19 protein-coding genes are annotated in these 24,184 nt (G+C 62.6%); 17 read left to right on the top strand and 2 right to left on the bottom strand.

The annotated features are described in order from the left end of the window. Positions 1–483 precede the first annotated feature (483 nt). The 3 genes from GJ700_RS00775 to GJ700_RS00765 all read left to right on the top strand — a co-directional run bounded on the left by GJ700_RS00775 (position 484) and on the right by GJ700_RS00765 (position 2,447). Positions 484–870 (top strand): hypothetical protein, encoded by a 387-nt coding sequence (locus GJ700_RS00775; RefSeq protein ID WP_154370749.1) that lies wholly within the window; start codon positions 484–486, stop codon positions 868–870. Positions 871–925: 55 nt separating this feature from the next. Further along, positions 926–1,336 (top strand): DUF4279 domain-containing protein, encoded by a 411-nt coding sequence (locus tag GJ700_RS00770; protein ID WP_154370748.1) that lies wholly within the window; start codon positions 926–928, stop codon positions 1,334–1,336. A 100-nt stretch (positions 1,337–1,436) separates the two neighbouring features. Continuing rightward, positions 1,437–2,447, top strand: a complete 1,011-nt coding sequence (locus GJ700_RS00765; RefSeq protein WP_154370747.1) for a hypothetical protein — start codon at positions 1,437–1,439, stop codon at positions 2,445–2,447. Between the two features lie 257 nt (positions 2,448–2,704). Here GJ700_RS00765 and GJ700_RS00760 read toward each other — a convergent pair whose 3' ends face one another. Both GJ700_RS00760 and GJ700_RS00755 read right to left on the bottom strand, forming a co-directional pair. Next, positions 2,705–3,184: a hypothetical protein gene (locus GJ700_RS00760; protein WP_154370746.1), complete on the bottom strand. Its 480-nt coding sequence runs from the start codon at positions 3,182–3,184 to the stop codon at positions 2,705–2,707. Between the two features lie 381 nt (positions 3,185–3,565). Further along, positions 3,566–6,013 (bottom strand): TonB-dependent receptor, encoded by a 2,448-nt coding sequence (locus GJ700_RS00755; protein WP_154370745.1) that lies wholly within the window; start codon positions 6,011–6,013, stop codon positions 3,566–3,568. Between the two features lie 291 nt (positions 6,014–6,304). Between GJ700_RS00755 and GJ700_RS00750 the strand changes: the two genes are divergently transcribed. The 14 genes from GJ700_RS00750 to GJ700_RS00685 all read left to right on the top strand — a co-directional run bounded on the left by GJ700_RS00750 (position 6,305) and on the right by GJ700_RS00685 (position 24,182). Further along, positions 6,305–8,548, top strand: coding sequence for a glycoside hydrolase family 88 protein (locus GJ700_RS00750; RefSeq protein ID WP_195763732.1), 2,244 nt, complete (start codon positions 6,305–6,307; stop codon positions 8,546–8,548). Between the two features lie 66 nt (positions 8,549–8,614). After that, positions 8,615–9,670, top strand: a complete 1,056-nt coding sequence (locus tag GJ700_RS00745; RefSeq protein ID WP_154370743.1) for a LacI family DNA-binding transcriptional regulator — start codon at positions 8,615–8,617, stop codon at positions 9,668–9,670. A gap of 195 nt (positions 9,671–9,865) precedes the next feature. After that, entirely contained in the window at positions 9,866–11,689 is a 1,824-nt protein-coding gene (locus GJ700_RS00740; RefSeq protein WP_154370742.1) for a DUF1302 domain-containing protein, read from the top strand. Positions 11,690–11,717: 28 nt separating this feature from the next. Next, a complete protein-coding gene (locus GJ700_RS00735) occupies positions 11,718–13,073 on the top strand; it encodes a DUF1329 domain-containing protein (RefSeq protein ID WP_154370741.1) in 1,356 nt (451 codons plus the stop codon). Positions 13,074–13,181: 108 nt separating this feature from the next. After that, positions 13,182–14,189 carry a WD40/YVTN/BNR-like repeat-containing protein gene (locus GJ700_RS00730; RefSeq protein ID WP_195763731.1) on the top strand — a complete coding sequence of 336 codons (1,008 nt, stop codon included), beginning with the start codon at positions 13,182–13,184 and terminating at the stop codon, positions 14,187–14,189. Positions 14,190–14,205: 16 nt separating this feature from the next. Further along, positions 14,206–16,590: an efflux RND transporter permease subunit gene (locus GJ700_RS00725; protein WP_371867794.1), complete on the top strand. Its 2,385-nt coding sequence runs from the start codon at positions 14,206–14,208 to the stop codon at positions 16,588–16,590. Between the two features lie 34 nt (positions 16,591–16,624). Then, entirely contained in the window at positions 16,625–18,259 is a 1,635-nt protein-coding gene (locus GJ700_RS00720; protein ID WP_154370740.1) for a 3-(methylthio)propionyl-CoA ligase, read from the top strand. Positions 18,260–18,268: 9 nt separating this feature from the next. After that, entirely contained in the window at positions 18,269–18,892 is a 624-nt protein-coding gene (locus tag GJ700_RS00715) for an RBBP9/YdeN family alpha/beta hydrolase (RefSeq protein WP_154370739.1), read from the top strand. 80 nt (positions 18,893–18,972) lie between these two features. Beyond that, positions 18,973–19,953: a quinone oxidoreductase family protein gene (locus GJ700_RS00710; RefSeq protein WP_154370738.1), complete on the top strand. Its 981-nt coding sequence runs from the start codon at positions 18,973–18,975 to the stop codon at positions 19,951–19,953. 11 nt (positions 19,954–19,964) lie between these two features. Further along, the gene (locus GJ700_RS00705; RefSeq protein WP_154370737.1) at positions 19,965–20,813 is read left to right on the top strand and encodes a TauD/TfdA dioxygenase family protein; all 849 of its coding nucleotides are present in this window, start codon (positions 19,965–19,967) and stop codon (positions 20,811–20,813) included. 24 nt (positions 20,814–20,837) lie between these two features. Next, a complete protein-coding gene (locus GJ700_RS00700) occupies positions 20,838–21,893 on the top strand; it encodes a beta-keto acid cleavage family enzyme (protein ID WP_154370736.1) in 1,056 nt (351 codons plus the stop codon). Between the two features lie 8 nt (positions 21,894–21,901). Then, positions 21,902–23,191 carry an MFS transporter gene (locus tag GJ700_RS00695; RefSeq protein ID WP_371867793.1) on the top strand — a complete coding sequence of 430 codons (1,290 nt, stop codon included), beginning with the start codon at positions 21,902–21,904 and terminating at the stop codon, positions 23,189–23,191. Continuing rightward, positions 23,188–23,844 carry a DsbA family protein gene (locus GJ700_RS00690; RefSeq protein WP_154370734.1) on the top strand — a complete coding sequence of 219 codons (657 nt, stop codon included), beginning with the start codon at positions 23,188–23,190 and terminating at the stop codon, positions 23,842–23,844. Before GJ700_RS00695 ends, GJ700_RS00690 begins: the two co-directional genes overlap by 4 nt. Continuing rightward, complete coding sequence (locus GJ700_RS00685) at positions 23,841–24,182, top strand: Rieske (2Fe-2S) protein (protein ID WP_154370733.1); 342 nt, start codon at positions 23,841–23,843, stop codon at positions 24,180–24,182. Before GJ700_RS00690 ends, GJ700_RS00685 begins: the two co-directional genes overlap by 4 nt. Positions 24,183–24,184: the final 2 nt, after the last annotated feature.

Below are 24,184 nucleotides of genomic sequence, written 5' to 3'. Positions count from 1 at the left end.
GGCTTCGCTGCACACATGATTAACTCCGGGATGAAGTTTGCATTTTGTACTTGCAGCATCACGGCAAAGAAATCATTTGGCTGACAACTTGGGAAGAGCCTGAACAAGGCCCAGTGTGGCCAAGCGGAGTCCAGATTCTGAAAAGTGAAGCGCACGATGGAGTTGAGATCGGGATTCGCAAGTAGCGAAGGCCTGCGACTACAAACGGCCAAGAGTGGCCAATCATCATTGTTATACCATTAATCTAAAAATGAATTTTTTGTGTCGAGCCATCCGAGATTTATTTACCAAAACTCGTGACCAGAGATATTCAGAATTATCTAAGGGCGCCAAGAAAATCCATGACATATTTGTGATACTTGTGGTGATTTTCATCGTGTTTCTATGGATTAATGCATAGAAACACTAGTCAGCCGCTTCCGGCCAGTTGGGGACCTCCAGATTTCCGAACGACGTAACCTAGAAAATTTAACGATGTTATTCATGAAGCGTACTTTGCTCTTTTATTGTGCAGCTCTGCTACTTGGGTGCTCGCGTACAGCTCCGCCACCACAGGAGATGCCGGAAAAAGCCAAGGTAAGTAATCATGCGGCATCTAGGCAAGTTACTGAAGCCGAAGCGTTGGATATACTTTTATCCGCACTAAAACAAACCAAGGTTGCAGACTTGGATTGTCTTGCTTTCGTGGCGGAAAACAATTATCCCTCTGCCCGAACTGCAGCGCAGTGGGAGTTTGCCGCTCGTGAAATACACAATGAAAGATGTGGTGGAGATCCCGATGTAATGCCAGTGCGTGATCGCTATGAAGTAAGCTCAACGGGCAGGATCATGATCTATAACGCAGCGAATGGTGAATACTCGAAGTTTTAGTGATACGTATGCCGCTACGGCCATTACCAGACGGTGTGTTAACTAAGGAAGATACATGACAAGCAGGGGCGAAGTTTATTTCGCGATGTACGGCGATGCCTTTGAGCCAGATGAAATCTCAGCGCTCGTTGGTCTCTCGGCAACCAAAGTGCGGCGAAAAGGGGAGCGTAGACCTGATGTGCCGTTTCCTAGAAATTCATCCTGGGAAGTATCATTGGGTAGAGTTGAAAGTGATGTGATTGACGTGTACGAGATGTCAGCAGCGCTTGTGGCCCAGCTTTCACCGTTTGCTGCAAAGATTGTTGATGCGAAGACGGTATTTAATCTGCGATGCGTTTTTCAGGTTGTACTCTGGATCGATCAAAATGAAGAGGCGTCAATGCCAGCGATAGGTTTTGAATCGCCGGTAATAAATTTCATACATGGCGTAGGCGCAGAGATTGACATTGACACGTACCGAAATTAGATTGCCTCTTGGAAGGCCGTACGCAGCCAATAGCGGACACTGTCCAGCAAAGGCCACAAGCTGACCTTAAGAGTATTCACGATAAATAGAGGGTTTCGATTTGATTCGCTTAAACAATCCAGAAACGATCGATAAATCTGCCATACAAAAAGAAGTCTTGTCAGGTCAAGTAGTCACCGTTCAATTTTCAGACGCACAGTATTACGGCGGAGATGTGCTCGCCACGATCAATGAGCTGTGCGAAGGACTCAATGAAAACCTTTGCGTGAGGTTTTATGGCCATTACGAGGATGGGTTTGATTGTGCCCATTTAAAGAATCTGCCTTTTGTGAAGAATCTCGAGTTAAACTGTCTCAGTGCCGTTGAGAACTTCGACACTCTGCGACAACTCGAACACTTGAAAAGACTGAATGTTGGAGTTTTTGAGCTCGATGAAATTGAATTTCTATCGTGGCCGAATCTTCGAAACATTTCAGATTTATGTTTGTCGGAGAGTAGGAAGAATAACATTGACCTGAAATTCCTGAGTGCCTTTGATAAACTAACGACCCTGTTTTTGAATGGTCATGTAAAGAACATAGAGGCGGTTGGGAAACTTTCGAAGATCACTGAACTGTCGCTCTCGGTCACTTCAAAGGCATCGATTGCATTCTTGAATCAACTTCCACGACTCAGGAAACTTAGACTCATCCTCGGTGGCAGGGAAAACTTAGACGAAGTCGAGAACTATAAAATAGAAGAACTGGAAATTGTCCGCGTAAAGGGTTTTAATGGATTCAAAAATCTTCGAAAATTCATCAACTTGCGTAGGTTGTTAATCGAAGATCAAATTCAGATCAAGTCACTCGATTTCGCGAACAAACTGAAGGAGTTGGAGGAGGTTAGGCTGATTAACTGCAAGGGCTTGGAATCAGTAACTGGTCTGTCGCACCTTCAGAAGCTAGATTCGGTCAGAATCTATAAGACGAATATCAACTTCGAAGAATTTATGAAACAAGGACTTCCGGATTCGCTACGGATATTTGCTTTTTATACCACTAAGAAAAGCCTGGATGCTTCAATCAAGCATCGCCTAACCGCATTAGGCTATGCAGACGGTCTGCCTCATTAAATTAAATCTACAAGGAAAGGCGGCTTTGGGGCGAAAGCAGCCATTCAATGTACGTTCAGCAATAGGATGAAATAGTGGCGGAAAGCTAGCTTAATAATACAGCAGGGGGGCATCCCCCCCCCGCCCGTCTAATTCGCCCGAAATGGTGCGAGTACAGTCTAAAGGCATCCAGAATCTCTGAGGTGCCGGATTTTTTAGACCGAACTCGCCTCCGCCGGGTAACCCGTAGACCGGATTAGCCTATTGGCCACGGCCGGCTAGACCACATTGGACATTTCAGCATTGTTGTTAGACCGCTGTAGATGCAGATTCTCAAAGCGCACCCTGCAATCGGCGGCACGAATCCAGTAATCATCGCCAGGAAAGCGCAGCCACACAAAACGCCATGCGTTGCGGCCCTTCGCGTGGCGATTGGCAAACAGCGACGGCGTCAACGACGTACCGTCGTCGGAAACGATGTGGTCACCCACCACCTTGGCGAATTCAACATTGCCGCAGTAGCTGGTTCGCAGGCTGGTGCCGTCTGGCAGGAAAATATTCTTCCATTGAAAGCCGCGCATTGCCCGGCCGTTTTTGCGTAGAGCGAGCCGCTCTTTATCAGCGGTCAGCCAGCGCAGCATAAGTTCCGTAAGGAACGCTTCCGGCTTGACGCCCGGGCGTGTCTCCATCAGGTGGAGCTCGAAGTCGAGAAAATCCCCTGTGGGCAGGTATATCGTCCGCTTCGGTTCGTATGTCATGATCCGGTCCTTTCGAGAAGTGTCTAAAGGTTGGACCGATGAAATGAAACAGCGTTCGCTTTAGACTTTCGTCCCGTAGAACTGGATCAAATTAGACTTTCGCCCTGAATTCTTAGCCGGTTTTCGACAGACGTCCATCGGTTTTAGCCCATATTGGACGCAGGTGGCCGGAAATATACCGTGTTAGACCATGGGGTGATTTGGCACGTGCCCTTGGAGACGCCGCAGGCATTGGCGAACGGCCGCTACCCCGCCGGGCGGCTAACTTAAAGCCAGATTCAGCAGCAACTCCCATCAAATTCTAATGGCATAAAAAAAAGCGTACAGGGCAAACCCTGTACGCCAAAGAGGGAGGGAGAACTCCCGATGACAAGCGTGACGTCAGAACTGCATGTCGGCGCGCACAGCGAAGTAGCGCTGGTAATCGCGGGCCGGCGTCCAGCTGGTGGTGTTGACCACCGCGACCGGATTCGGCGCCTTGGCGCTCCACGTGCCGTTGACCCAGCTGTTGCTCAAGCCGGTGGCATACGACTTGTTGAACAGGTTGTTGACGCTGAAGCTCAGCTTGAAGGTGTCTTTCTTGTCCTTCAGGCCGGCGCCCAGGTTGACGATGCCGTACGCGCCCTGCAGGGTCATCGGGTCCTGGTTCAGGTTGAACTGGGTGGCGCTCTGCCAGCGGTAAGCGCCGGTGACGAAGTAATTGTAGGAACCCTCGGTACGGATGTCGTACTGGCCGCCCAGGTTGAACTTGAACTTCGGCGCGTTGGGCAGCGTCTTGCCCGCCAGGTTGGCCACGTTGGTGTTGTTATATTTCGGATTGGCAGCGCAATTGCCGCCCGGGACAGTGCCCGTGCCGGCCGCATTGAGCACGCTGTAGCAGGGACCGTTCTCGAATTCCGTCACCACCGCCTTGGTGTAGGCAAACGAGCCGTTCAGCAGCAGGTCGCGCGAGACGCGCCAGTTCAAGTCCGCTTCCAGGCCGCTGGTGCGCAGGCCGCCGATGCTGTGCAGCGTGGTGCGGAAAATGCCGTCGTCGTCGGTGAAACCGGCCGATTGCTGGAAGCCCTTGAAGTCGGTGCGGAACACGGCCAGGTCCAGCGACATGCGGTTGTCCAGCAAGCTCAGTTTCAGGCCCGCTTCGATGTTTTTCGCATCTTCGCCGGGCACCGGCTGGGTTCTGGCAATGGCGGCGGTAAAGCCGCTGGTCAAGTCATACGCCTTGCCCTTGTGGCCGGTCGAATACGTGACATATGCCATGGTGGACGGATCGACGCGGTGTTCCACGCCGATGCGGCCGCTGGCCTTTTTCTCCGTGTCGTCGCCACGGAACGATTCGGTCAGCACGCGGCTGGTGGCGGGCGGCGGCGCATAGCGGCTGAAGGTGTAGCCGGTATCTTCCTTGTTGTAGCGCAGGCCGGCAATGATGCTGGTGGCGGGTGTCAGGTCGAACGTGCCCTGGCCGAAGATGGCGTAGCTGGTGTTGTACGCGGTGGCGCCGTAATCGGTGACATAGGTGGTGACGGGGGCGCGGGTCAGTTCGCGGCCCAGTTCGTTCTTGCCGTACCACAGGCCGGTCACGTAGCGGAAGGCGCCTTTTTCAGGGGACGTCAGGCGCAATTCCTGGGTTTTCGACGTCACGTCGAACAAGCCATACTGGTACAAGCCGCCGCTGAAGCCGATCGGTTTGCCGTTGACCAGCGCCTTGCCCAGCACGTCGCTGTCGGTGCCGTCGCCATCCTGGTAATCGTTCATTTTGTAATGCGACCACGACGTCACGGACGTCAGCGTGTGCTTGGCCAGCAAGCCGTCTTCGCCGAACGCGTAGCTGACTTTCAGGCCCGCGCCCAGGTCGCGCGCCTTGCCGCCGGCCGGATAATCGTTGCGCACCGAGACGTTGCCCGGTCCCGGCTGGATACCTTTCAGCACTTGCGACGCCGGCATGTAGGTGCCGGCCGCGTAAGTGGTGCCGTTATTGAGGTTGTACACGGCGCCGGCCATGTTGGACATGGAACTGAGCGGCATCACGCAGCAATTCTTCGTGAATTTGCTGGCGCGCGGCGAAAACACGATGGACCAGTCGTCGCTCGGCGTCCATTCGAATTTACCGGACACGCTGGCGTTACGGGAGCCGTTCAGGTGCGAGCCGTCGGTGATGTTTTTCACGACACCGTCATGGCTGGTCTTGCTGACGGCCAGACGCATGCGGGTGGTGTCGCTGGTGGCGCCCGAGACCGACGCGCTGGCGCGCCATTCGCCGTCGCTGGCCAGGTAGGTGGACGCCTTGGTTTTCCAGATCGAATCGATCGGCTTGGTCGTGATGTTGACGGCGCCGGCGATCGAGCTCTTGCCCAGCAGCGTGCTTTGCGGGCCTTTCAATACTTCGATGCGGTTGACGTCGGCCAGGTCCTTGAAGGCGTTGGCCTGCATCGCATACGGCACGTCGTCGATGATCACCGATACGTCCGATTCCACGCCGATGCCCAGCGAGAAGGTGCCGATGCCGCGCATGTTGATGCTGAAATTGCCCGGCTGCGTGCTGTACGACACGCTCAGCGCCGGCGACAGGGCGGGCAGGTCATCGAAGTCCTTGACGTTATTGCGCTGCAGGACCGCATCGTTCAGCACCGTGATCGCCATCGGGACGTCCTGCAGGTTCTGGGCGCGCTTGTTGGCCGTCACCACCACGGTTTCCAGTTTGGCCGTATCCTCTTTCTTTGCGGGCGCTTCTTCTGCGTGCGCCAGGCTGGCCATCGCCAGCGCCACTGCTACAGCCATGGCTGCGGGCCGCACGGTCAATTGGACGGCTGGATGTTGTTTGCTGGTATACACGGTACTCCTCCTTGTCGAAATCTAGCACGTGATTGCCGGTATGCACCATCCGGCATTCACACATTTTGTGAGAACGTTATCAGGCGATTTTCTTAAAAACGCAGCGACGGAAGCTGCGTTGATGTGATAACGATACCAGTTGATTTGCTGCGATTCAAGCAAAATTCTGCTCCCCACCGTAAAAAACCACACATTCTCACATTTCGAGGCCATGTCTTCTCACCTGAAATGCTTTCCATCACATAAATGAGTGTGGTATCGTTACCTCACTTCCAACTGCAAGGATCTGCGATGACATCTATTCATTTCCCGAAACAGCCTCTGATAGCGGCGGCAGTGTGCGCCGCCATGCTGGCCGGCGCCATGCCTGGCGCCGCCTTGGCAGCAACGCTCGCCGACCCGGTGTCCGCCAGCGCCGCCGCCCGCGCACTGACACCGGCCGCCACCTTGAATCTGATGCAGCGCGTCGCGGACTGGCAGCTGGCGCATCCCAGCACGCATCCGGAAGACGACTGGACCCAGGCCGTCGGCGACGCCGGCTTCATGGCGCTGGCGGGCGTTTCCGGCGAGCGCCGCTACCGCGACGCGATGGCGGCGATGGGGGAGCGCAATCAATGGAAGCTGGGACCCAGCATGTACCATGCGGACGATTACGTGGTGGGCCAGACCTATGCCGAACTGTATTTGCTGACGCGCGAGCCGAAAATGATCGCGCCGATGCGGGCGCAATTCGATTACATGCTGGACCATCCGCGCGAAGGCGGGCTGAATTTCTCGATTCCGGGCGTGCAGCACCGCTGGTCGTGGTGCGACGCGCTGTTCATGGGACCGCCCGCATGGGCGCGCCTGTACGCGGCCACCGGCGATGAACGCTATCTGAACCTGGCGGTCGAGCACTGGTGGCGCACGTCCGATTATTTGTACGACAAGGAAGAGCACTTGTATTACCGCGACAGCCGCTATTTCGGCCAGCGTGAGGCGAATGGCAAGAAAGTGTTCTGGGGCCGGGGCAATGGCTGGGTGATGGGTGGCCTGGTGCGCATGCTGCAATACCTGCCGGCCCATCACCCGTCGCGCGAGCGCTTCGTCCGGCAATTTACCGAGATGGCAGGCAAGTTGTTGACGTTGCAGCAGGCCGACGGCACGTGGCGCGCCAGCCTGCTCGATCCCGCCAGCTATCCGCTGCTGGAAACGTCCGGCACCGGCCTGTACACGTATGCGCTGGCGTTCGGCGTCAACCAGGGCTTGCTGGACCGCGCCACCTACGGCCCGGCGGTGCGCAAGGCGTGGGATGCGCTGGTGGTCAATGTCAATGCCGACGGCAAGCTGACGCACGTGCAGCCGATCGGCCAGGACCCGAAATCGTTCGATCCGCAATCGACGGAAGTGTATGGCGTGGGCGCGTTCCTGATGGCGGGCAGTGAACTCTACCGCATGCAATTGCTGGACGCTGCGCAGCCGCAGGTGGTGCAGGTGACAAATGGCAGCGCCTTGCACCGCGCCGATGAATCCGTCGAAGCCGACGCGGGCGGCGACGTCGCGGTGATGGATGCGGCCACGTCGCGCATCGTGCCCAGCCAGGGCCTGGGCAAGCGCGTTCTGTTCCAGGCCACGCTGGCGCCCGGTGAAACGCGCCGCTACCTGGTCTTGCCGCGCGGCGCGCTGCCGGCCGTACCGCCCGTCGATGCGAAAGCCCACGCGCGCTTCGTGCCGGAGCGGCTCGACGACTTCGCGTGGGAAAGCGACCGTACCGCGCACCGCGTGTATGGTCCGGCGATTGCCACCGACCCCAAGGAAATGCTGACCAGCAGCGGGGTGGATGTGTGGTCCAAGCGCACCCGCAAGCTGGTGCTGGATAACTGGTATGGCAGCGGCGACTACCACACCGATAAAGGCGACGGGCTGGATTTCTACAAGGTCGGCAAGGCGCGCGGCTGCGGCGGCCTGGGTGTGTTCGACGGCAAGCAACTGTACACGTCGGCCAATTTCACCCGCTACAAGGTGCTGGCCGACGGCCCGCTGCGCGCCGTGTTCGAACTGACGTACGACGGCTGGGATGCGGCGGGCAGGAAGGTCAACGAATTGCGCCGCGTCTCCATCGATGCGGGGTCCAACTTCAGCCGCGTGGAAAGCCGCTTCGGCAACCCGGTCGGTCATGGCGCCATCGGTACGCTGGACATCGGCGTCGGCATCGTGCAGCGCGAAGGAGAAGGGCGCTACCGGCAAGGCGCCGGCTGGATGAGTTACTGGGAGCCGCCCCACGGCGGCGACGGCCACGCCGCGTGCGCCGTGGTGCTGCCGGATGCCCGTTTCGTCAACAACGGCGGGCATTACCTGGCGCTGGGCGCGGCCGCGCAAAACCAGCCGTTCGTCTATTACATGGGCGCGGGCTGGAGCAAGAGCCCGGATTTCCCCACTGCCGAAGCATGGGAACGCCACGTGCAGGACTTCGCGGCGCGGGTGGCCAGTCCGGTCAAGGTGACGGTGCAGGGCGCCGGGCAGTTTGTGGTATTTCCGGCAAAAACGGTAAAATAACCACAATAGGCCAGCTAATGCGGATATCGTTCCCACATCCTGCGCAGTGCCGTTGAAAGGAATTTGATGAAAAAAGCGGTGACGCTGGTCGACGTGGCAAAAAAGGCGGGGGTTTCCGTGATGACGGCATCGCGCGCCATGAGCGGCGAAGGCTATGCATCGGAAGAAACCAAGGCCAAGGTGCACGCGGCCGCGCAGGAGCTGGGCTACGCGCCCAACGCGCTGGCGCGCATGATGAAGGGCGGCCGCACCAACGTCATCGGCGTGGTGGTCAACGACTTGTCGTCCGTGGTGGTCAATTCCTTCGTCACGGCGCTGAGCGAGGAAGTGCGCAAGTACGAGATGGACTTGTTCATCTATAACTCGCTGGGCGACCTGGGTGACGGCAAGGGCAGGCGCCTGAGCCAGATGCTGCACGGCTTGTGGGACGGGCTGGTGTTCGTGCTGCCGCGTATGAGCGACGATTACCTGAAGACGCTGGAGCAAAGCGACAGCCCGATCGTGCTGATCAACTATTGCCGCCAGGAGACCAGCCTGCCCGTGGTGCGGGGCGATAACGTCAATGGCGCGCGCGACGGCGTCGCGCATTTGATTGAACTGGGCCACCGCCGTATCGGCTTCGTGCGCGGCACCGCCTACACGGGCCAGAGCGCGGAGCGCGAACGCGGTTACCGCGCCGCGCTGGAAGCGGCCGGGATCGACGTGGACGAAACGCTGATTGCGCAGGGCGACTTCAACGAGCCGTCCGGCGTGGTGGCGGGACGCGCGCTGCTGGAGCTGGCGGAACCGCCGACGGCCATCTTTGCCGCCAACGATGCGATGGCGCTGGGCTGCATGTCGGCCATCCGCGAAAAGGGGCTGCGCATTCCGCAGGATATTTCCATCATCGGCTTCGACGATATGCCGGCGGCCGCCGTGTCGCAGCCGGGCCTGACGACGATGCGCCACCCGGTGGCGGCGATGGCGCAGGCCGCCGTGCAGGAATTGATGCGCCGTATCCAGAACCAGCCGGGCCGCCGCCAGCGCATTGAATTCCCCAGCGAATTCGTGGTGCGCGATTCGGCCGGTCCGGGTCCGGGCGCCCCGGCCACCAAGCGGGGCAAGGCGCGCAAGCAAGCCTGACACCGCCACCGCTCCATTGAAAAGCCCGCGCTCGCAAAGACCGCGGGCTTTTTCTTTGCTGTCGCAAAATGCGAAGTCCCCGTCGTGAATTGGCAATGCTGTTTGCCGCCCCCCGCCATAAGATTCCCTCACGCCGACCGCACCACAACGATATGCGGCGGCGCCCACCAACAATAACGAGGGGGAGACAACAGCATGACCACGGCCCAACATCCCATTGCCAGGACCGCACTGGCCGCCGCACTGTGCGCCATCGGCGCCGCACCGGCCACCCATGCCGCGGAAATCAACACGGGCAATCCCGATCTGGCGATCCGCTGGGACAACACCGTCAAATACAATTATGGCCACCGCCTGAACAGCCAGGACCCGGCCATTTTGAAGTCGGCCAACTTCGATGACGGCGACCGCAATTTCAACAAGGGCACGGTCTCGAACCGGATCGACATTCTGTCCGAGTTCGACGTCGTCTACGACCAGCGCATGGGCGCCCGCGTGTCGGCCGCCGGATGGTACGACCAGGCCTACACGTCGCTGGACAACACCAATGTCGCCAGCTCCAATCACCTGGTCAATGGCAAGCCGGGCATCGGCATGTCGCGCTATGCGAAGCGCTACCACGGCGGCGCGTCCGGAGAAATCCTCGATGCATTCGTGTTTGCCGGCTTCGAAGCAGGCGACATGCCGGTCAATGTCAAACTGGGCCGCCACACGCTGTACTGGGGCGAGAGCCTGAGTTCCCCCGTACACGGCATCAGTTTCGGCCAGTCGTCCGTCGACTTCATCAAGGCGTATTCCGTGCCCGGTTCCGACGCCAAGGAATTGTTCCTGCCGCGCGCCGCCGCTTCCGTGCAAATGTCGCCGACCACGGAATTGTCGCTGGCCGCACAATACTTCCTCGACTGGAAACCTGCCCGCATGCCGGGATCGGGTTCCTTCCTGGGCTTCTTCGATTACGCATTCCAGGGCGCGGAAACCTTCATCCTCGGTCCGCTGGGACCGGCCGCGCAGCGCCAGCCGGACAGCAAGGCGCCGAAGTCCGGCGATTGGGGCGTATCGGCCCGCTGGAGTCCGGCGTGGCTGGACGGCACTGTCGGCCTGTATGCGCGCAAGACGTCGGACATGCTGCCGCAGGCGAACGTGCGCCTGGCCGGCCTGCCGACCGCGTTATTTGGTCCGGCCGGCGCGGCGCTGTGCGCCGCCGCCATTCCCGGCGCGGCCGTGGCCGGATCCAATTGCCTGTTCTATCCCGCCACCCTGGGCGCCACCAGCCGCTACCAGCTGGAATACGCGAACAACATCGGCGTCTATGGGCTGTCGCTGTCGAAGAGCGTGGCCGGCGTGTCGCTGGGCGCGGACTTGTCGTACCGCACCGGCATGCCGCTGTACAGCACCCCGGCGCTGCTGATGCCGGTCGGCACCAACCCGGCCATCCTGGCCGCATTGAACGGGAAACTCAATGGCGCGATGGTCGCCACGGCAGCCGCCACGCCAGGTGCGGGTCAGGTGTCCGGCGCACGCGGCAATACGTGGCACGGCGCGTTCAACCTGCTGGGGACGATGGCGGAAACGCCGGTGTCCGATGCATTGAACTGGAACGCGGAACTGGTGTGGAACCACGTGGGCAGCATAAAGCAGGGCGCCGCGTTTTACCGTGGCCGCGCCGCCTACACCGGCATCGACAAGCCGTCGAAGCATTACTTCGGCCTGACCGTCAACGTGACGCCGACGTGGTTCCAGGTACTGCCGGGTGTCGACATGCTGATGCCCGTCAGCTATGGCCGCGGCTTGTCCGGCAATTCGATGGTGCAGGCGGGCGGCAACAAGGGCGCCGGCAACTACAGCGTGGGCGTGGCGTTTGATATCCGCCAGAAGTACCGCATCGACATCAAGTACGTCGACTTCTTCGGCCCCGCCGCGCTCGATCCCGCCACCGGCGCGATCACGTCGAACGGCGGCGTGACGGCGCTGCTGCGCGACCGGGGCTTCCTGGCCGCCACGTTCAAGACGACTTTCTGATCGTTCCCACAAAAACACTGGAGACAACATGAAACTGCAACGTACATTGCTGGCGGCCGCGCTGGCCATTGTTTGCGGCGGCGGCTATGCCGCCACGCCGGAAGAAGCCAAACAGCTGGGCGCCAACCTCACCGCCGTGGGCGCGGAAAAAGCGGGCAACAAGGAAGGCACGATCCCCGAATACACGGGCGGCCTGACCGCACCGCCGGCCGGGTATGTGAAAGGCAGCGGCGCGCGTCCCGATCCGTTTGCCGCTGACAAGCCGCGCCTCGTCATTACGGGCAAGAACCTGCAAGGCATGGAAGACAAGCTGACGGCGGGCGCCAAAGAGTTGCTGAAGCGCTTCCCGACCTTCCGTATCGACGTGTATCCGACGCACCGTCCGGTGACGATGCCGAAGTTCTACCTGGATAACACGGCGAAGAATGCCGTCAACGCCCGCCCGACCGATGGCGGCGTGGGCGTGGAAGGCGCGCTGGCAGGGGTGCCGTTCCCGATTCCGAAGACCGGCAACGAAGTGATGTGGAACCACTTGCTGCGCTACCAGGGCCAGGCGTTCACCACCAAATATGAATCGTGGAACGTGGATTCTGCCGGTGTGCCGAGTATGGCGACCACCGGTGAAATATGGGAAGAGTTCCCGCTGTCCGACCCGAAAAATACGGAACCGGCCAAACAGGGCGACGTGTTCTTCCGCACCAAACTGACTTACCTGGCGCCGGCACGCCGCGCCGGCGAAGCGCTGATGGCGTTCGATGCCGTCAACCCGGCAGTGCAGCCGCGCCGCGTCTGGCAATACCTGCCGGGGCAGCGCCGCGTGAAACTGGCGCCGGACGTGGCGTACGACACGCCAAATCCAGGTTCGGCCGGCACCTCGACATACGACGATGCGTGGGTCTTCAACGGTGCGCTGGACCGCTATGACTTCAAGCTGGCGGGGAAAAAAGAAATGGTCGTGCCCTACAGCGAATACAAGCTGTTCGGGCACAAGGAAGTGGCGGACATCGTCAAGCCGAACCATTTGAATCCGGACTTCGTGCGGTGGGAATTGCACCGCGTGTGGGTGGTGGAGGCGACGCTGAAGCCGGGCAAGCGCCATATCTACAGCAAGCGCACGTTCTACATCGACGAAGACAGCTGGGTGGCGCTGGCTTCCGACCAGTACGATGCGCGTGGCCAGCTGTACCGCGCATCGTTCGACCACCTGGTGTATGCCTATGACGCGCAAGCGACCTACACCGGCAACCACGTGATCTACGACTTCGTCAGCGGCGCCTACAACCTGACCGGCATGTCGGGTCCGCACGGCGGCCTGAAATACATCGATCCGCTGAAGGCGTCGCAATGGTCGCCTGAATCCTTGTCCGGCGCCGGCGTGCGCTGACAGCCGGCCGCCGCGTTACCTTTGCGGCGGCGTGAACGGGGTTCTCTTTGGGCTGCCGCGATGCCTGTGCCTTGCGCGTCCGGCAGCCATCTTTTTCGAGAGCAAAACATGAAATACATTTTGACGACGGCGTGCGCGGCAGCCTGCGCAGGCGCGTTGCTGCACGTCGCTTGCGCGATGGGCGCCAGCGCGGCGGCGTTTGCCGATCCCCTCGATACGCCGGCAATGGCGTCGCCGCTGGCGCAGCGCACGCTGGTCAACGGCCTGGCCCATGCCGGCGCGCGCGTGGTCGCGGCCGGCCAGCGTGGCCATATCCTGGTATCCGACGACCGGGGCGCCAACTGGCGCCAGGCGAACGTACCGGTGGCGGCCGACCTGACGGCCGTGGCGTTCGCCGATGCGAAGCTGGGCTGGGCGGTCGGTCACGACGGCGTGATCCTCCACAGCAGGGATGGCGGGAGTACGTGGACCCGCCAGGCCGACGGCCGCGCGGAAGCGCAGCAGCAGGGCCAGGTGCGCCCGCTGCTGGACGTGTGGTTTGACGACGCGGAACACGGCATGGCGGTGGGCGCGTTCGGCCTGGCGCTGTGCACGGCCGATGGCGGCGGCCACTGGCGGCACTGCGAAGACCAGCTGGACAACCCGAACGGCCTGCACCTGAACGCCGTCCGCAAAGTCGGCGGCGCTGTCTACATCGCGGGCGAACAGGGCTTGCTGCTCAAGCGCGGCGCCGACGGGCGCTTTGCCGCCTTGCCGTCGCCATACAAGGGCAGCTTTTTTGGCGTGACGGGCAACGCCGCCACCGTGGTGGCGTTTGGCTTGCGGGGCAACGCCTACGCCAGCGCCGACGGTGGCCAGACCTGGCGCCGCGCGGAAACCGGCGTGCAAACCGGCTTGACAGCGGGCGCTGCGCTCGATGGCGGCGCGCTGGCGCTGGTCAGCCAGTCCGGCCAGTTGCTGCTCAGCCGCGATGGCGGCGCCACGTTCGTCCCCGAAACAGTGGCCAGGCCGCAGCCGGCCGCCGCGGCGCTGGCGCTGCCGGGCGGTGGATTGGTGATCGGTGGCGTACGGGGCCTGTACGCGCACGTACCGTCGGCTGCACAAGCGAAGAATTAAGGAGATGCAAATGGATATGGGAAACAGCGGCATCGGCGACATGCCGGTGGTGCGCGACTTGCGCGATTTCGACCGCCGCTCCGGCAGCCTGCTGGAGCGCCTGGTGTTCAACCAGCGCATGGTGCTGGCCGTGGCGTGCCTGGTGGCCACCGTGGTGCTGGGCTGGCTGGCCGTCACCCGGCTGACGTTGAACGCCAGCTTTGAGCGCATGCTGCCGCAAAGCCATCCGTACATCCAGCATTACCTGCAAAACAAGCAGGAATTGCGGGGCCTGGGCAACGCGCTGCGCGTGGTGGTGGAAAATCCCCGCGGCGACATCTATGACGCAAAGTACCTGGAAACCCTGCGCCAGATTAACGATGCGCTGTTCCTGACGCCGGGCGTGGACCGGGCGTGGATGAAATCCATGTGGACACCGTCCGTGCGCTGGAACGAAGTGACGGAAGAAGGGTTCTCCGGCGGCGCCGTCATGCCGGACAGTTACGACGGCTCGCCCCGCAGCGTCGAGCAGTTGAAAACCAATATCGCCCGTTCCGGCATCGTCGGCAGCCTGGTGGGCGCCGACTACCGCTCGACGATGATTTTCGTGCCGCTGCTGGACCGCGATCCCGCCACCGGCAAGGCCATCGATTATGCGCAGCTGACGGCGGCCATTGATACGCTGGTCGGCAAATATGAGCAAGGCCCGGACGGCGTGCAGATCCACGTGACGGGCTTTGCACGGCTGGTGGGGGCGCTGCTGTCGGGCATGCGGCAAGTGCTGATGTACTTCGGCGTCGCCGCACTGGTGGCGGCCGGCGTGATCTATGGCTATACGCGCTGCGTCCGTTCCACCGTGCTGGTGGTGGCATGCTCGCTGGTGGCCGTGGTGTGGCAACTGGGGCTGGTGTCGGCGCTGGGTTTCGAACTGGACCCGTTCTCCATCCTCGTGCCATTTCTCGTGTTTGCCATCGGCGTGTCGCACGGCGCGCAGAAAATGAACGGCATCATGCAGGATGTGGGCCGCGGCACGCACTTGCTGGTGGCGGCGCGCTACACGTTCCGCCGCCTGTTCCTGGCCGGCCTGACGGCGCTGCTGGCCGACGCCGTGGGGTTCGCCGTGCTGATGGCGATCGACATTCCCGTCATCCGCGACCTGGCGCTGGCCGCGTCGATCGGCGTGGCGGTGCTGATCTTCACGAATTTGCTGCTGTTGCCGGTGCTGCTGTCGTACGTCGGTGTGTCGCCCGCAGCCGCCGCCCGCGCCATTGCCTCGGAAAGCGGGGCGGAAGACAAGGGCGTCTGGCGCCTGCTGGCGCAGTGCACGCAGCCGCGCCGCGCCGCCGTGGCGGTCGGTATCGGCCTGGCGCTGGCGGCCGGAGGGCTGGCGATGTCGGCGCGCCTGCAGGTGGGCGACCTCGATCCGGGCGCGCCGGAATTGCGCGCGGATTCCCGCTATAACCAGGACAACGCCTACATCACGGCGCATTACTCGCTGTCGTCCGACCAGTTTGCCGTGATGGTGAAGACCCCGGACGAGCAGTGCCTGGACTACCGCACGCTGGTGGAAGCGGACCGCCTTGGCTGGGCCCTGCAGCAAGTACCGGGTGTGCAGGCCACGGTGTCGCTGGCGGACGCCGTGCGCCAGATCACCGCCGGCGCATCGGAAGGCAGCCCGAAATGGCTGACCTTGTCGCGCGAACAGAATGTGCTGAACTATGGCGCCCAGCAAGCCTCGACCAGCAATCCCGACCTGTTCAACCGCGCCTGCTCATTGATGCCTGTAATCGCCTACCTGGCGGACCACAAGGCGGGCACGCTGGAAAAAGTGGTAGCGGCGGCCGATGCGTTTGCCCGCGAACACTCGGGGCCTGGCCGCGAATTCCTGCTGGCGGCCGGCAGCGCCGGGATCGAGGCGGCCACCAATATCGTGGTGCGGGACGCGAATACGAAAATGCTGCTGTACGTCTACGCGGCCGTGATCGTGCTGTGCTTCATCACGTTCCGCAACTGGCGCGCCGTGGTGGTCGCCGTGCTGCCACTGGTGCTGACGTCGATCCTGTGCGAAGCGCTGATGGTGGCGCTGGGCATGGGCGTCAAGGTCGCGACCTTGCCGGTGATCGCACTGGGTGTGGGCATCGGCGTCGATTACGCGCTGTACCTGCTGTCGGTGCAGCTGGCGCAGCAGCGCCAGGGCGCCACCCTGGCGCAGGCTTACCGCCACGCGCTGCAATTCACCGGCAAGGTGGTGGCGCTGGTCGGCGTCACGCTGGCGGCCGGCGTCGTCTGCTGGGCGTGGTCGCCCATCAAGTTCCAGGCCGACATGGGCATTTTGCTGACCTTCATGTTCGCGCTGAACATGGTGGGCGCCCTGGTGCTGGTGCCGGCGCTGTCGCACTTCCTGCTGAAAAAAGTGAAGTAACGCTTCCACATCACACAGTCTGAACGGAGTTCCTATGCTGGGCAATATGCAACATCAGCCACTGCTGATTTCTTCCCTGATCACCCATGCGGCACGCTGCCACCCGAACGGGGAAATCGTGTCGCGCACCACGGAAGGACCGGTGCACCGCACCACCTATGGCGCCGTGGCGCGCCGCGCGCAACAGCTGGCCAATGCGCTGGCGCGCCTCGGCGTGCGGGAGGGCGACCGCATCGCCACGTTGGCGTGGAACGGTTACCGCCACATGGAACTGTATTACGGCGTGTCCGGCATGGGCGCGGTGCTGCACACGGTGAATCCCCGCCTGTTCGCGGAACAGCTGGAATACATCATCAACCATGCCGAAGACCAGTACGTGTTTTTCGACACGGGTTTCACGCAATTGCTGGAACAGCTGGCGCCGAAGATTCCGGGCATCAAGGGCTTCGTCGCCATGACGGACCGCGCGCACATGCCGACATCGGCGCTGCCGAATTTGCTGTGCTATGAAGACTTGCTGGCGGCGGAGTCCGACGATTACGCGTGGCCGGTGTTCAATGAAAACAATGCGGCGGCGCTGTGCTACACGTCCGGCACCACGGGCCATCCGAAGGGCGTGCTGTATTCGCACCGGTCGTCCGTGCTGCATGCGATGGCCGCCTGCACGGTGGATGGCATGGGCATCGGCGCGGCGGACAGCCTGCTGGTGGTGGTGCCCATGTTCCACGTCAATGCGTGGGGTACGCCGTACGCGGGCGCCATGTGCGGCGCGAAACTCGTGTTTCCCGGCCCCGCGCTGGACGGCAAGAGCGTCTACGCGCTGATGCGCGACGAAAAGGTTTCGCTGGCGCTCGGCGTGCCGACCGTGTGGCTGGGACTGTTCCAGTACGTGGAGCAGCACGGCTTGCGTCCGAAAGAAGAGTTGTGCCTGCGCCGCGTGCTGATCGGCGGCTCCGCCGCGCCGGCCGCCATGATCGGCACTTTCGAGATCGCCTATGGCGCCGACGTCATCCACGCGTGGGGCATGACGGAGCTGTCGCCGATGGGCACGATCTGCTGCTTGCAACCGAAGCATGGGCAACTGGACGCGGCCGAACGCATGAAGGTGCGGGAAAAGCAGGGGCGCGCCGTGTTCGGCATCGCCATGAAAATCGTCGATGACGACGGCGCCGAATTGCCGCATGACGGCAAGGCGGCCGGCCGCCTGCTGGTCAGGGGACCGTGGGTGGCGGCGGGCTACTTCCGTCATGAAGGCGGCCAGGCCATCGACGCGGATGGCTGGTTTGATACGGGGGACGTCGCCAATATCGATGCGGACGGCTATATGCACATCACGGACCGCGCCAAGGACGTCATCAAGTCGGGCGGCGAATGGATTTCGTCGATCGACCTGGAAAACGCGGCCATGGGCCACCCGGCCGTGGCGGAAGCGGCCGTGATCGGGATTGCGCACCCCAAGTGGCAGGAGCGCCCGCTGCTGGTGGTGGTGCCCAAGGCGGGCCACGCGGTCAGCAGCGGCATCCTGCTCGCTTACCTGGAAGGCAAGGTGGCCAAGTGGTGGCTGCCGGACGACGTGCAATTCGTCGACCAGCTGCCCCATACGGCCACGGGCAAGTTGCAAAAACTGACACTGCGGGAAATGTTCCGCGATTACCGGTTCCCGAACTAAGGATTATCGATGCAAAACGCAACTGTACTGATTGTTCCCGGCCTGCGCGACCACGTGGCCGACCACTGGCAAACGCTGTTGCAGGCCAGCCTGCCGGGTTCCCGCGCGGTGCCGCCGCTGACGGAAAACGCCTTGAACCTGCGGGCCAGGGTCGACGCGATCGACGCGCAAATCGCGCAGATCGACGGCCCGGTGGTGCTGGTGGCGCACAGCGCCGGCGTACTGATGACGGTGCACTGGGCCGCGCAGCACGGCAATGCCAACGGCAAGGTGCACGGCGCGCTGCTGGCCACGCCGCCGGACATGGCGTCGGCCTGGCCATCGAAGTACCCGACGCCGGAAACGCTGGCGGAGCACGGCTGGACGCCGCTGCCCCGTGGGCCGCTGCCGTTTGCCAGCATTGTGGCGGCCAGCAGCACCGATCCGCTGGCCAGCATGAAAGCCGTGCTGGCCATGGCGGCCGACTGGGGCAGCGACGTGGTGGACCTGGGTAATGTCGGCCATTTGAACCCGGCGTCCGGCTACGGGCCGTGGCCGATGGCGGAAGAATTGCTGGCGCGCCTGCTGCTGTCGCAGCGGCTGATGCTGGCCGAAATGCCTGGCTCCAGCCAACCGGAAGCCAGCCTGTCGTGAAATGCGAAATCGCTGTCGCTCCATGCGATGCGGGCGGCGGACGGCGGGACTATATTGGTAACAACAACGAGGAGATTGGCATGGCAAAGGCGGTACGATTTCATGCGGCGGGCGGGCCGGAAGTGCTGCGCCTGGAGCAGGTGGAAGTGGGCGATCCGGGACCGGGGCAGGTGCGGGTGCGCCACGTGGCGGTGGGCCTGAATTACGCGGATACGTATTTCCGCAACGGCACGTATCCGGTTCCCACCCCGAGCGGTATCGGCGTGGAAGCTTCCGGCGTGGTGACGGCGGTCGGCGATGGCGTGCAGGGATTGGCGCCCGGCGACCGTGTCACGTACACGGGCTTTGTCAACACGCTGGGCGCGTACTGCACGGAGCGCGTGATGGCGGCGGCGCCGCTGATCAAGCTGCCGGACACGATCGCATTTGAGACGGCGGCGGCAATGACCATGCGCGGCCTGACGTCGGCCTACCTGTTGCGCCGGATTTACGACTTCAAGCCGGGCCAGACCATCCTGCTGCACGCGGCGGCGGGTGGCGTCGGGCTGATCGTGTCGCAGTGGGCAAAGCTGCTGGGCCTGAACGTGATCGGCACCGTGGGCAGCGCCGCCAAGGCGGAGATCGCGCTGGCCCATGGCTGCGCGCACACCATCGACTATTCCCGCGAAGACGTGGCCAGCCGCGTGCGCGAACTGACGGGCGGCGAAGGCGTGCACGTGGTGTTCGATTCGGTGGGCAAGGATACGTTCATGGGTTCGGTCGATTCGCTGCGCCGCCGCGGCTTGCTGGTGTGCGTCGGCACCGCGTCCGGCCCGGTGCCGCCATTCGATCCGATCCTGCTGGCGCAAAAGGGTTCGCTGTTCGTCACCCGTCCCGCGCTGGCCGATTACATCGCCGACCCGGCCGAGAAAGCCGCGCTGGCCGACGAAGTGTTCGGCCTGGTCGGGGCAGGCAAGATCCGCATTGAAATCAACCAGCGCTATACACTGGAAGATGCGGTTCAGGCCCACCGCGACCTGGAAGCGCGCAAGACCACCGGTTCTTCCATCTTCGTCATTTGAAGGGAACTGCCATGCAAATCGAACAACTCACTTGCAGCATCGGGGCGGAACTGACGGGCGTGAACCTGGCCGACGCCATCCATGACGACGGCCTGTTCGCGGAAATCCGCTCCCAGCTGGTGCGCCACCGCGTACTGTTCCTGCGCGACCAGGATTTCTCCCGCGCCGAGCACGTGGCGTTTGCGCGCCGCTTCGGCGAACTGGAAGACCATCCGGTGGCGGGCAGCGACCCGGAGCACCCGGGCCTGGTGCGCATTTACAAGAATCCCGACCAGCCTAACGACCGCTATGAAAATGCGTGGCATACGGACGCCACGTGGCGCCAGGCGCCGCCATTCGGTTGCGTGCTGCGCTGCGTGGAAACGCCCCCTGTCGGCGGCGACACGATGTGGGCCAACATGGTGCTGGCGTACGACATGCTGCCGGACGACGTCAAGCAGCGCATCGCGGGCCTGCGTGCGCGGCACAGCATCGAAGCATCGTTCGGCGCGGCCATGCCGATCGAAAAACGGCTGGCGCTGAAAGCGCAGTTCCCCGACGCGGAACACCCGGTCGTGCGCACGCACCCCGACACGGGCGAGAAGATCCTGTTCGTCAACGCGTTCACCACGCATTTCACGAACTACCACACGCCGGAACGCGTGCGCTTTGGCCAGGACGCCAATCCTGGCGCGGGCCAGTTGCTCAGCTACCTGGTCAGCCAGGCCTACGTCCCGGAATTTCAGGTGCGCTGGCGCTGGAAGAAGAACAGCGTGGCGATCTGGGACAACCGTTCGACCCAGCATTACGCCGTCATGGATTACCCGCCATGCCACCGCAAGATGGAGCGGGCCGGCATCATCGGCGAACCGACATTTTAAGAAAACAGACCAGGAGACTACATCATGCAATTTCTCGACGATTCGCTGCACCCGGAAAACCAGGACAAGGTAGTCATCACGGTGGCGCCGTATGGCCCGGAATGGATGCCGGCCGACTTCCCGGAAGACATCCCCGTGACGATGGAAGAACAAGTCCAGAAGGCGGTCGACTGCTATGAAGCGGGCGCCACGGTGCTGCATTTGCATGTGCGCGAACCCGATGGCAGCGGCTCCAAGCGCCTGTCGAAATTCAATGAATTGATTGCCGGCGTGCGGGAAGCCGTGCCGGACATGATCATCCAGGTGGGCGGGTCGATTTCGTTTGCGCCGGAAGGCGACGGCGAAGCGGCCAAGTGGCTGTCGGACGACACGCGCCACATGCTCGCCGAGCTGACGCCGAAGCCGGACCAGGTGACGGTCGCCATCAACACGGTGCAGATGAACATCATGGAAGTGATGGAACGGCAATGCATCGAAGGCACGTCGCTGGCCGGTCCGGCCTATTATGCCGCCTACAGTGAAATGACGGTGCCGGCCGGCCCGGCGTGGGTGGAAGAGCACTTGAAGCGCCTGCAGGCAGCCAATATCCAGCCGCATTTCCAGCTGACCGGGCTGCATTCGCTGGAAACGCTGGAGCGCCTGGTGCGCCGCGGCGTCTATCGCGGTCCGCTGAACCTGACGTGGGTCGGTATCGGCGGCGGCTTCGACGGTCCGAACCCGATCAATGCGATGGAATTCGTGCGCCGCGCACCGGATGGCGCCTGCGTGACGCTGGAATCGCTGATGCGCAACGTGTTGCCGATCAATATGATGGCGATGGCGATGGGCTTGCATCCCCGTTGCGGCATTGAAGACACCATCGTCGACCAGTCGGGCCGGCGCATGACGTCCGTCGCGCAGATCCGCCAGTTGGTGCGCATTGCCGAAGAACTGGGCCGCGAAGTGGCGAATGGCCGCGAGGCGCGCGAGATCTACCGCATCGGCGTGCAGTACAAGGATGCGGAAGAGACGCTGCGCATGAACGGCATGGCGCCGAACCGCGCGCCGGGCCAGAAGAACGTGCCGCTGCGCGCCGCCTGACCCGTTCCATCATGGCTTACGCTTCTTCGCTGCCGGATGGCGCCGCCGCTGATACGCCGAATACACCCGACACGCCGCGCGTGTTCGCGTGGACGGTGTTTGCGCTGACCTTCGGCCTGCTGATTTCCGACTATATGTCGCGCCAGGTGCTCAATGCCGTGTTTCCCCTGCTGAAGCAGGAGTGGCAATTGAGCGACGCCCGCCTGGGGCTGTTGAGCGGCATCGTTGCGCTGATGGTGGGGTTGCTGACATTCCCCCTGTCGCTGCTGGCGGACCGCTGGGGCAGGGTGAAAAGCCTGGTCCTGATGGCGGGATTGTGGAGCGTGGCCACGCTGGGCTGCGCGCTGGCGCAGGATTACAGCCAGATGTTCGTGGCCCGCTTCTTTGTCGGCGTCGGCGAAGCGGCGTATGGCAGCGTGGGGATTGCCGTCGTGCTGTCCGTGTTTCCCCGCCATATGCGCTCGACGTTGACGGGCGCCTTCATGGCGGGCGGCATGTTCGGCTCCGTGCTGGGCATGGCGCTGGGCGGGGCGATTGCCGCGCACGTGGGTTGGCGCTGGGCATTTGCCGCCATGGCGCTGTTCGGTCTGGCGCTGGCTGCCGCCTATCCCATGATCGTGCGGCCGTCGCGCATGGCCGATGCCGGCAGGGGCAGGGCGGCGGGGGCGCGTCCGCCGCTGGCCAGCCTGTTCGCGGGACGGGCCTTGCGCGCGGCCTACATCGGCAGCGGCTTGCAATTGTTCGCGGGCGGCGCCTGCATCGTGTGGATGCCCAGTTACCTGAACCGCTACTACGGGCTCGGTGCGGACCGTGCAGGAATCGGCGCCGCCGTGCTGGTGCTGGCCAGCGGCGCGGGCATGGTCTTGTGCGGCATGCTGAGCGACCGGCTGTCGCGGGTGCAGGACAACCGCAAGGTGTCGCTGGCGGCGTGCTATTGCATGGGCGCCGCCGTGTTGCTGGGAGCGGGGTTCCTGTTGCCGCCGGGCGCGGCGCAACTGGTGCTGGTGGGCTGCGGCATGTTTGTCGCGGCGGGCGCTTCCGGCCCTGCCGGCGCCATGGTCGCGAACCTGACGCCGGGCGCCGTGCATGGCACCGCGTTTGCCACGCTCACCCTGGCGAACAATTTGCTGGGCCTGGCGCCCGGTCCGTTTGTGACGGGCGCATTGGCCGACCGCGTCGGCCTGGACCGCGCGTTTTGCGTGATTCCGCTGGCCAGCCTGGCCGCCGCCTGTGTCTTTGCCTATGCGCGTCGCCACTATGACGGCGACTGCGCAGTTATCGGAGGAAGCAAGGGATGAACCGCATTCTGACCATCGATGCGTATTTTGATTTCATTTGCCCATGGTGCCTGATCGGCAACCGGCAATTGCAGCTGGCGCTGGAATTGCTGGCGGAGTCCGAACCCCACGTGACACCGCAAGTGCGCTGGCGCGGCGTGCAATTGCTGCCACAGTTGCCGGCCCTGGGCGTGCCGTTCGGCGCGTTTTACCGCGACCGGCTGGGGAGCGACGACAACGTGCGGCGACGCCAGGCGCAGGTGATTGCGGCGGCCGGGCAGACCGGTGTCCGCATTGATTTTTCCCGCATCGCGCTGATGCCCAACACGGCCGATGCGCACCGCTTGTTCGAGCTGGCGTGCAGTACGGGCTCGGATGCGCAGGCGGCGCACTTGATGGAGCGGCTGTATGCGGCGCATTTTGTGCTGGGTGAAAACCTGGGCGACGGTGCGCAACTGCTGGCGATTGCGGAAAGCTGCGGCTTCCCGGCGAAAGCCATGCTGCCCGCCATGCAGGGTGCCGGGCGGCCATTCAAGCCTGCCCTGGGCGGCGTTGCTCCCGGCGGCGTGCCGCACCTGGTGTTCGATGGCTGGCTGTCCATCAATGGTGCGCAGCCACCCGCGTCGTTGCTGTCGGCCATGCAGCTGGCGCTGTCGGCGAAGGCGGCGGCATGACTTGCGCGGCGGAGCCCGCCGCGTCGCGCCGCGTGCCGCTTGACCCGGCATGCCTGCCGCCGCCGGGCATACACGCCGTGCTGCAACTGCAGGGGCACAGCATCGCCATCTTCGGCATGGACGACGGCTGGCACGCGATTGCCGACAGTTGCCCGCACCAGGGCGCGTCGCTGGCGGGCGGCAAGCTCGAAGGCGGCGCCGTGCAATGTCCCGCGCACGGCTTGCGCTTTGACCTCGCCACCGGTTGCCTGCGTAACGCGCCGGCATTGCGCGTGGCGGTATATCCGATAGAAATGGGCCCGGACGGGATCACGATCGCGTTGCCCTGCAAGGAATAATC

Source organism: Pseudoduganella rivuli (genome assembly GCF_009674485.1).
GTDB lineage: Bacteria > Pseudomonadota > Gammaproteobacteria > Burkholderiales > Burkholderiaceae_D > Rugamonas > Rugamonas rivuli_B.
The sequence above is the reverse complement of the archived record's forward strand: the minus strand, read 5'-3'. Positions and strand labels throughout refer to the sequence as shown.

Bases quoted from the DNA above. Each gene is read 5' to 3' on its own strand.
- GJ700_RS00775 (WP_154370749.1), top strand. From the start codon at position 484: ATGAAGCGTACTTTGCTCTTTTATTGTGCAGCTCTGCTACTTGGGTGC.
- GJ700_RS00770 (WP_154370748.1), top strand. From the start codon at position 926: ATGACAAGCAGGGGCGAAGTTTATTTCGCGATGTACGGCGATGCCTTT.
- GJ700_RS00760 (WP_154370746.1), bottom strand. From the start codon at position 3,184: ATGACATACGAACCGAAGCGGACGATATACCTGCCCACAGGGGATTTT.
- GJ700_RS00750 (WP_195763732.1), top strand. From the start codon at position 6,305: ATGACATCTATTCATTTCCCGAAACAGCCTCTGATAGCGGCGGCAGTG.
- GJ700_RS00745 (WP_154370743.1), top strand. From the start codon at position 8,615: ATGAAAAAAGCGGTGACGCTGGTCGACGTGGCAAAAAAGGCGGGGGTT.
- GJ700_RS00740 (WP_154370742.1), top strand. From the start codon at position 9,866: ATGACCACGGCCCAACATCCCATTGCCAGGACCGCACTGGCCGCCGCA.
- GJ700_RS00735 (WP_154370741.1), top strand. From the start codon at position 11,718: ATGAAACTGCAACGTACATTGCTGGCGGCCGCGCTGGCCATTGTTTGC.
- GJ700_RS00730 (WP_195763731.1), top strand. From the start codon at position 13,182: ATGAAATACATTTTGACGACGGCGTGCGCGGCAGCCTGCGCAGGCGCG.
- GJ700_RS00725 (WP_371867794.1), top strand. From the start codon at position 14,206: ATGGGAAACAGCGGCATCGGCGACATGCCGGTGGTGCGCGACTTGCGC.
- GJ700_RS00720 (WP_154370740.1), top strand. From the start codon at position 16,625: ATGCTGGGCAATATGCAACATCAGCCACTGCTGATTTCTTCCCTGATC.
- GJ700_RS00715 (WP_154370739.1), top strand. From the start codon at position 18,269: ATGCAAAACGCAACTGTACTGATTGTTCCCGGCCTGCGCGACCACGTG.
- GJ700_RS00710 (WP_154370738.1), top strand. From the start codon at position 18,973: ATGGCAAAGGCGGTACGATTTCATGCGGCGGGCGGGCCGGAAGTGCTG.
- GJ700_RS00705 (WP_154370737.1), top strand. From the start codon at position 19,965: ATGCAAATCGAACAACTCACTTGCAGCATCGGGGCGGAACTGACGGGC.
- GJ700_RS00700 (WP_154370736.1), top strand. From the start codon at position 20,838: ATGCAATTTCTCGACGATTCGCTGCACCCGGAAAACCAGGACAAGGTA.
- GJ700_RS00690 (WP_154370734.1), top strand. From the start codon at position 23,188: ATGAACCGCATTCTGACCATCGATGCGTATTTTGATTTCATTTGCCCA.
- GJ700_RS00685 (WP_154370733.1), top strand. From the start codon at position 23,841: ATGACTTGCGCGGCGGAGCCCGCCGCGTCGCGCCGCGTGCCGCTTGAC.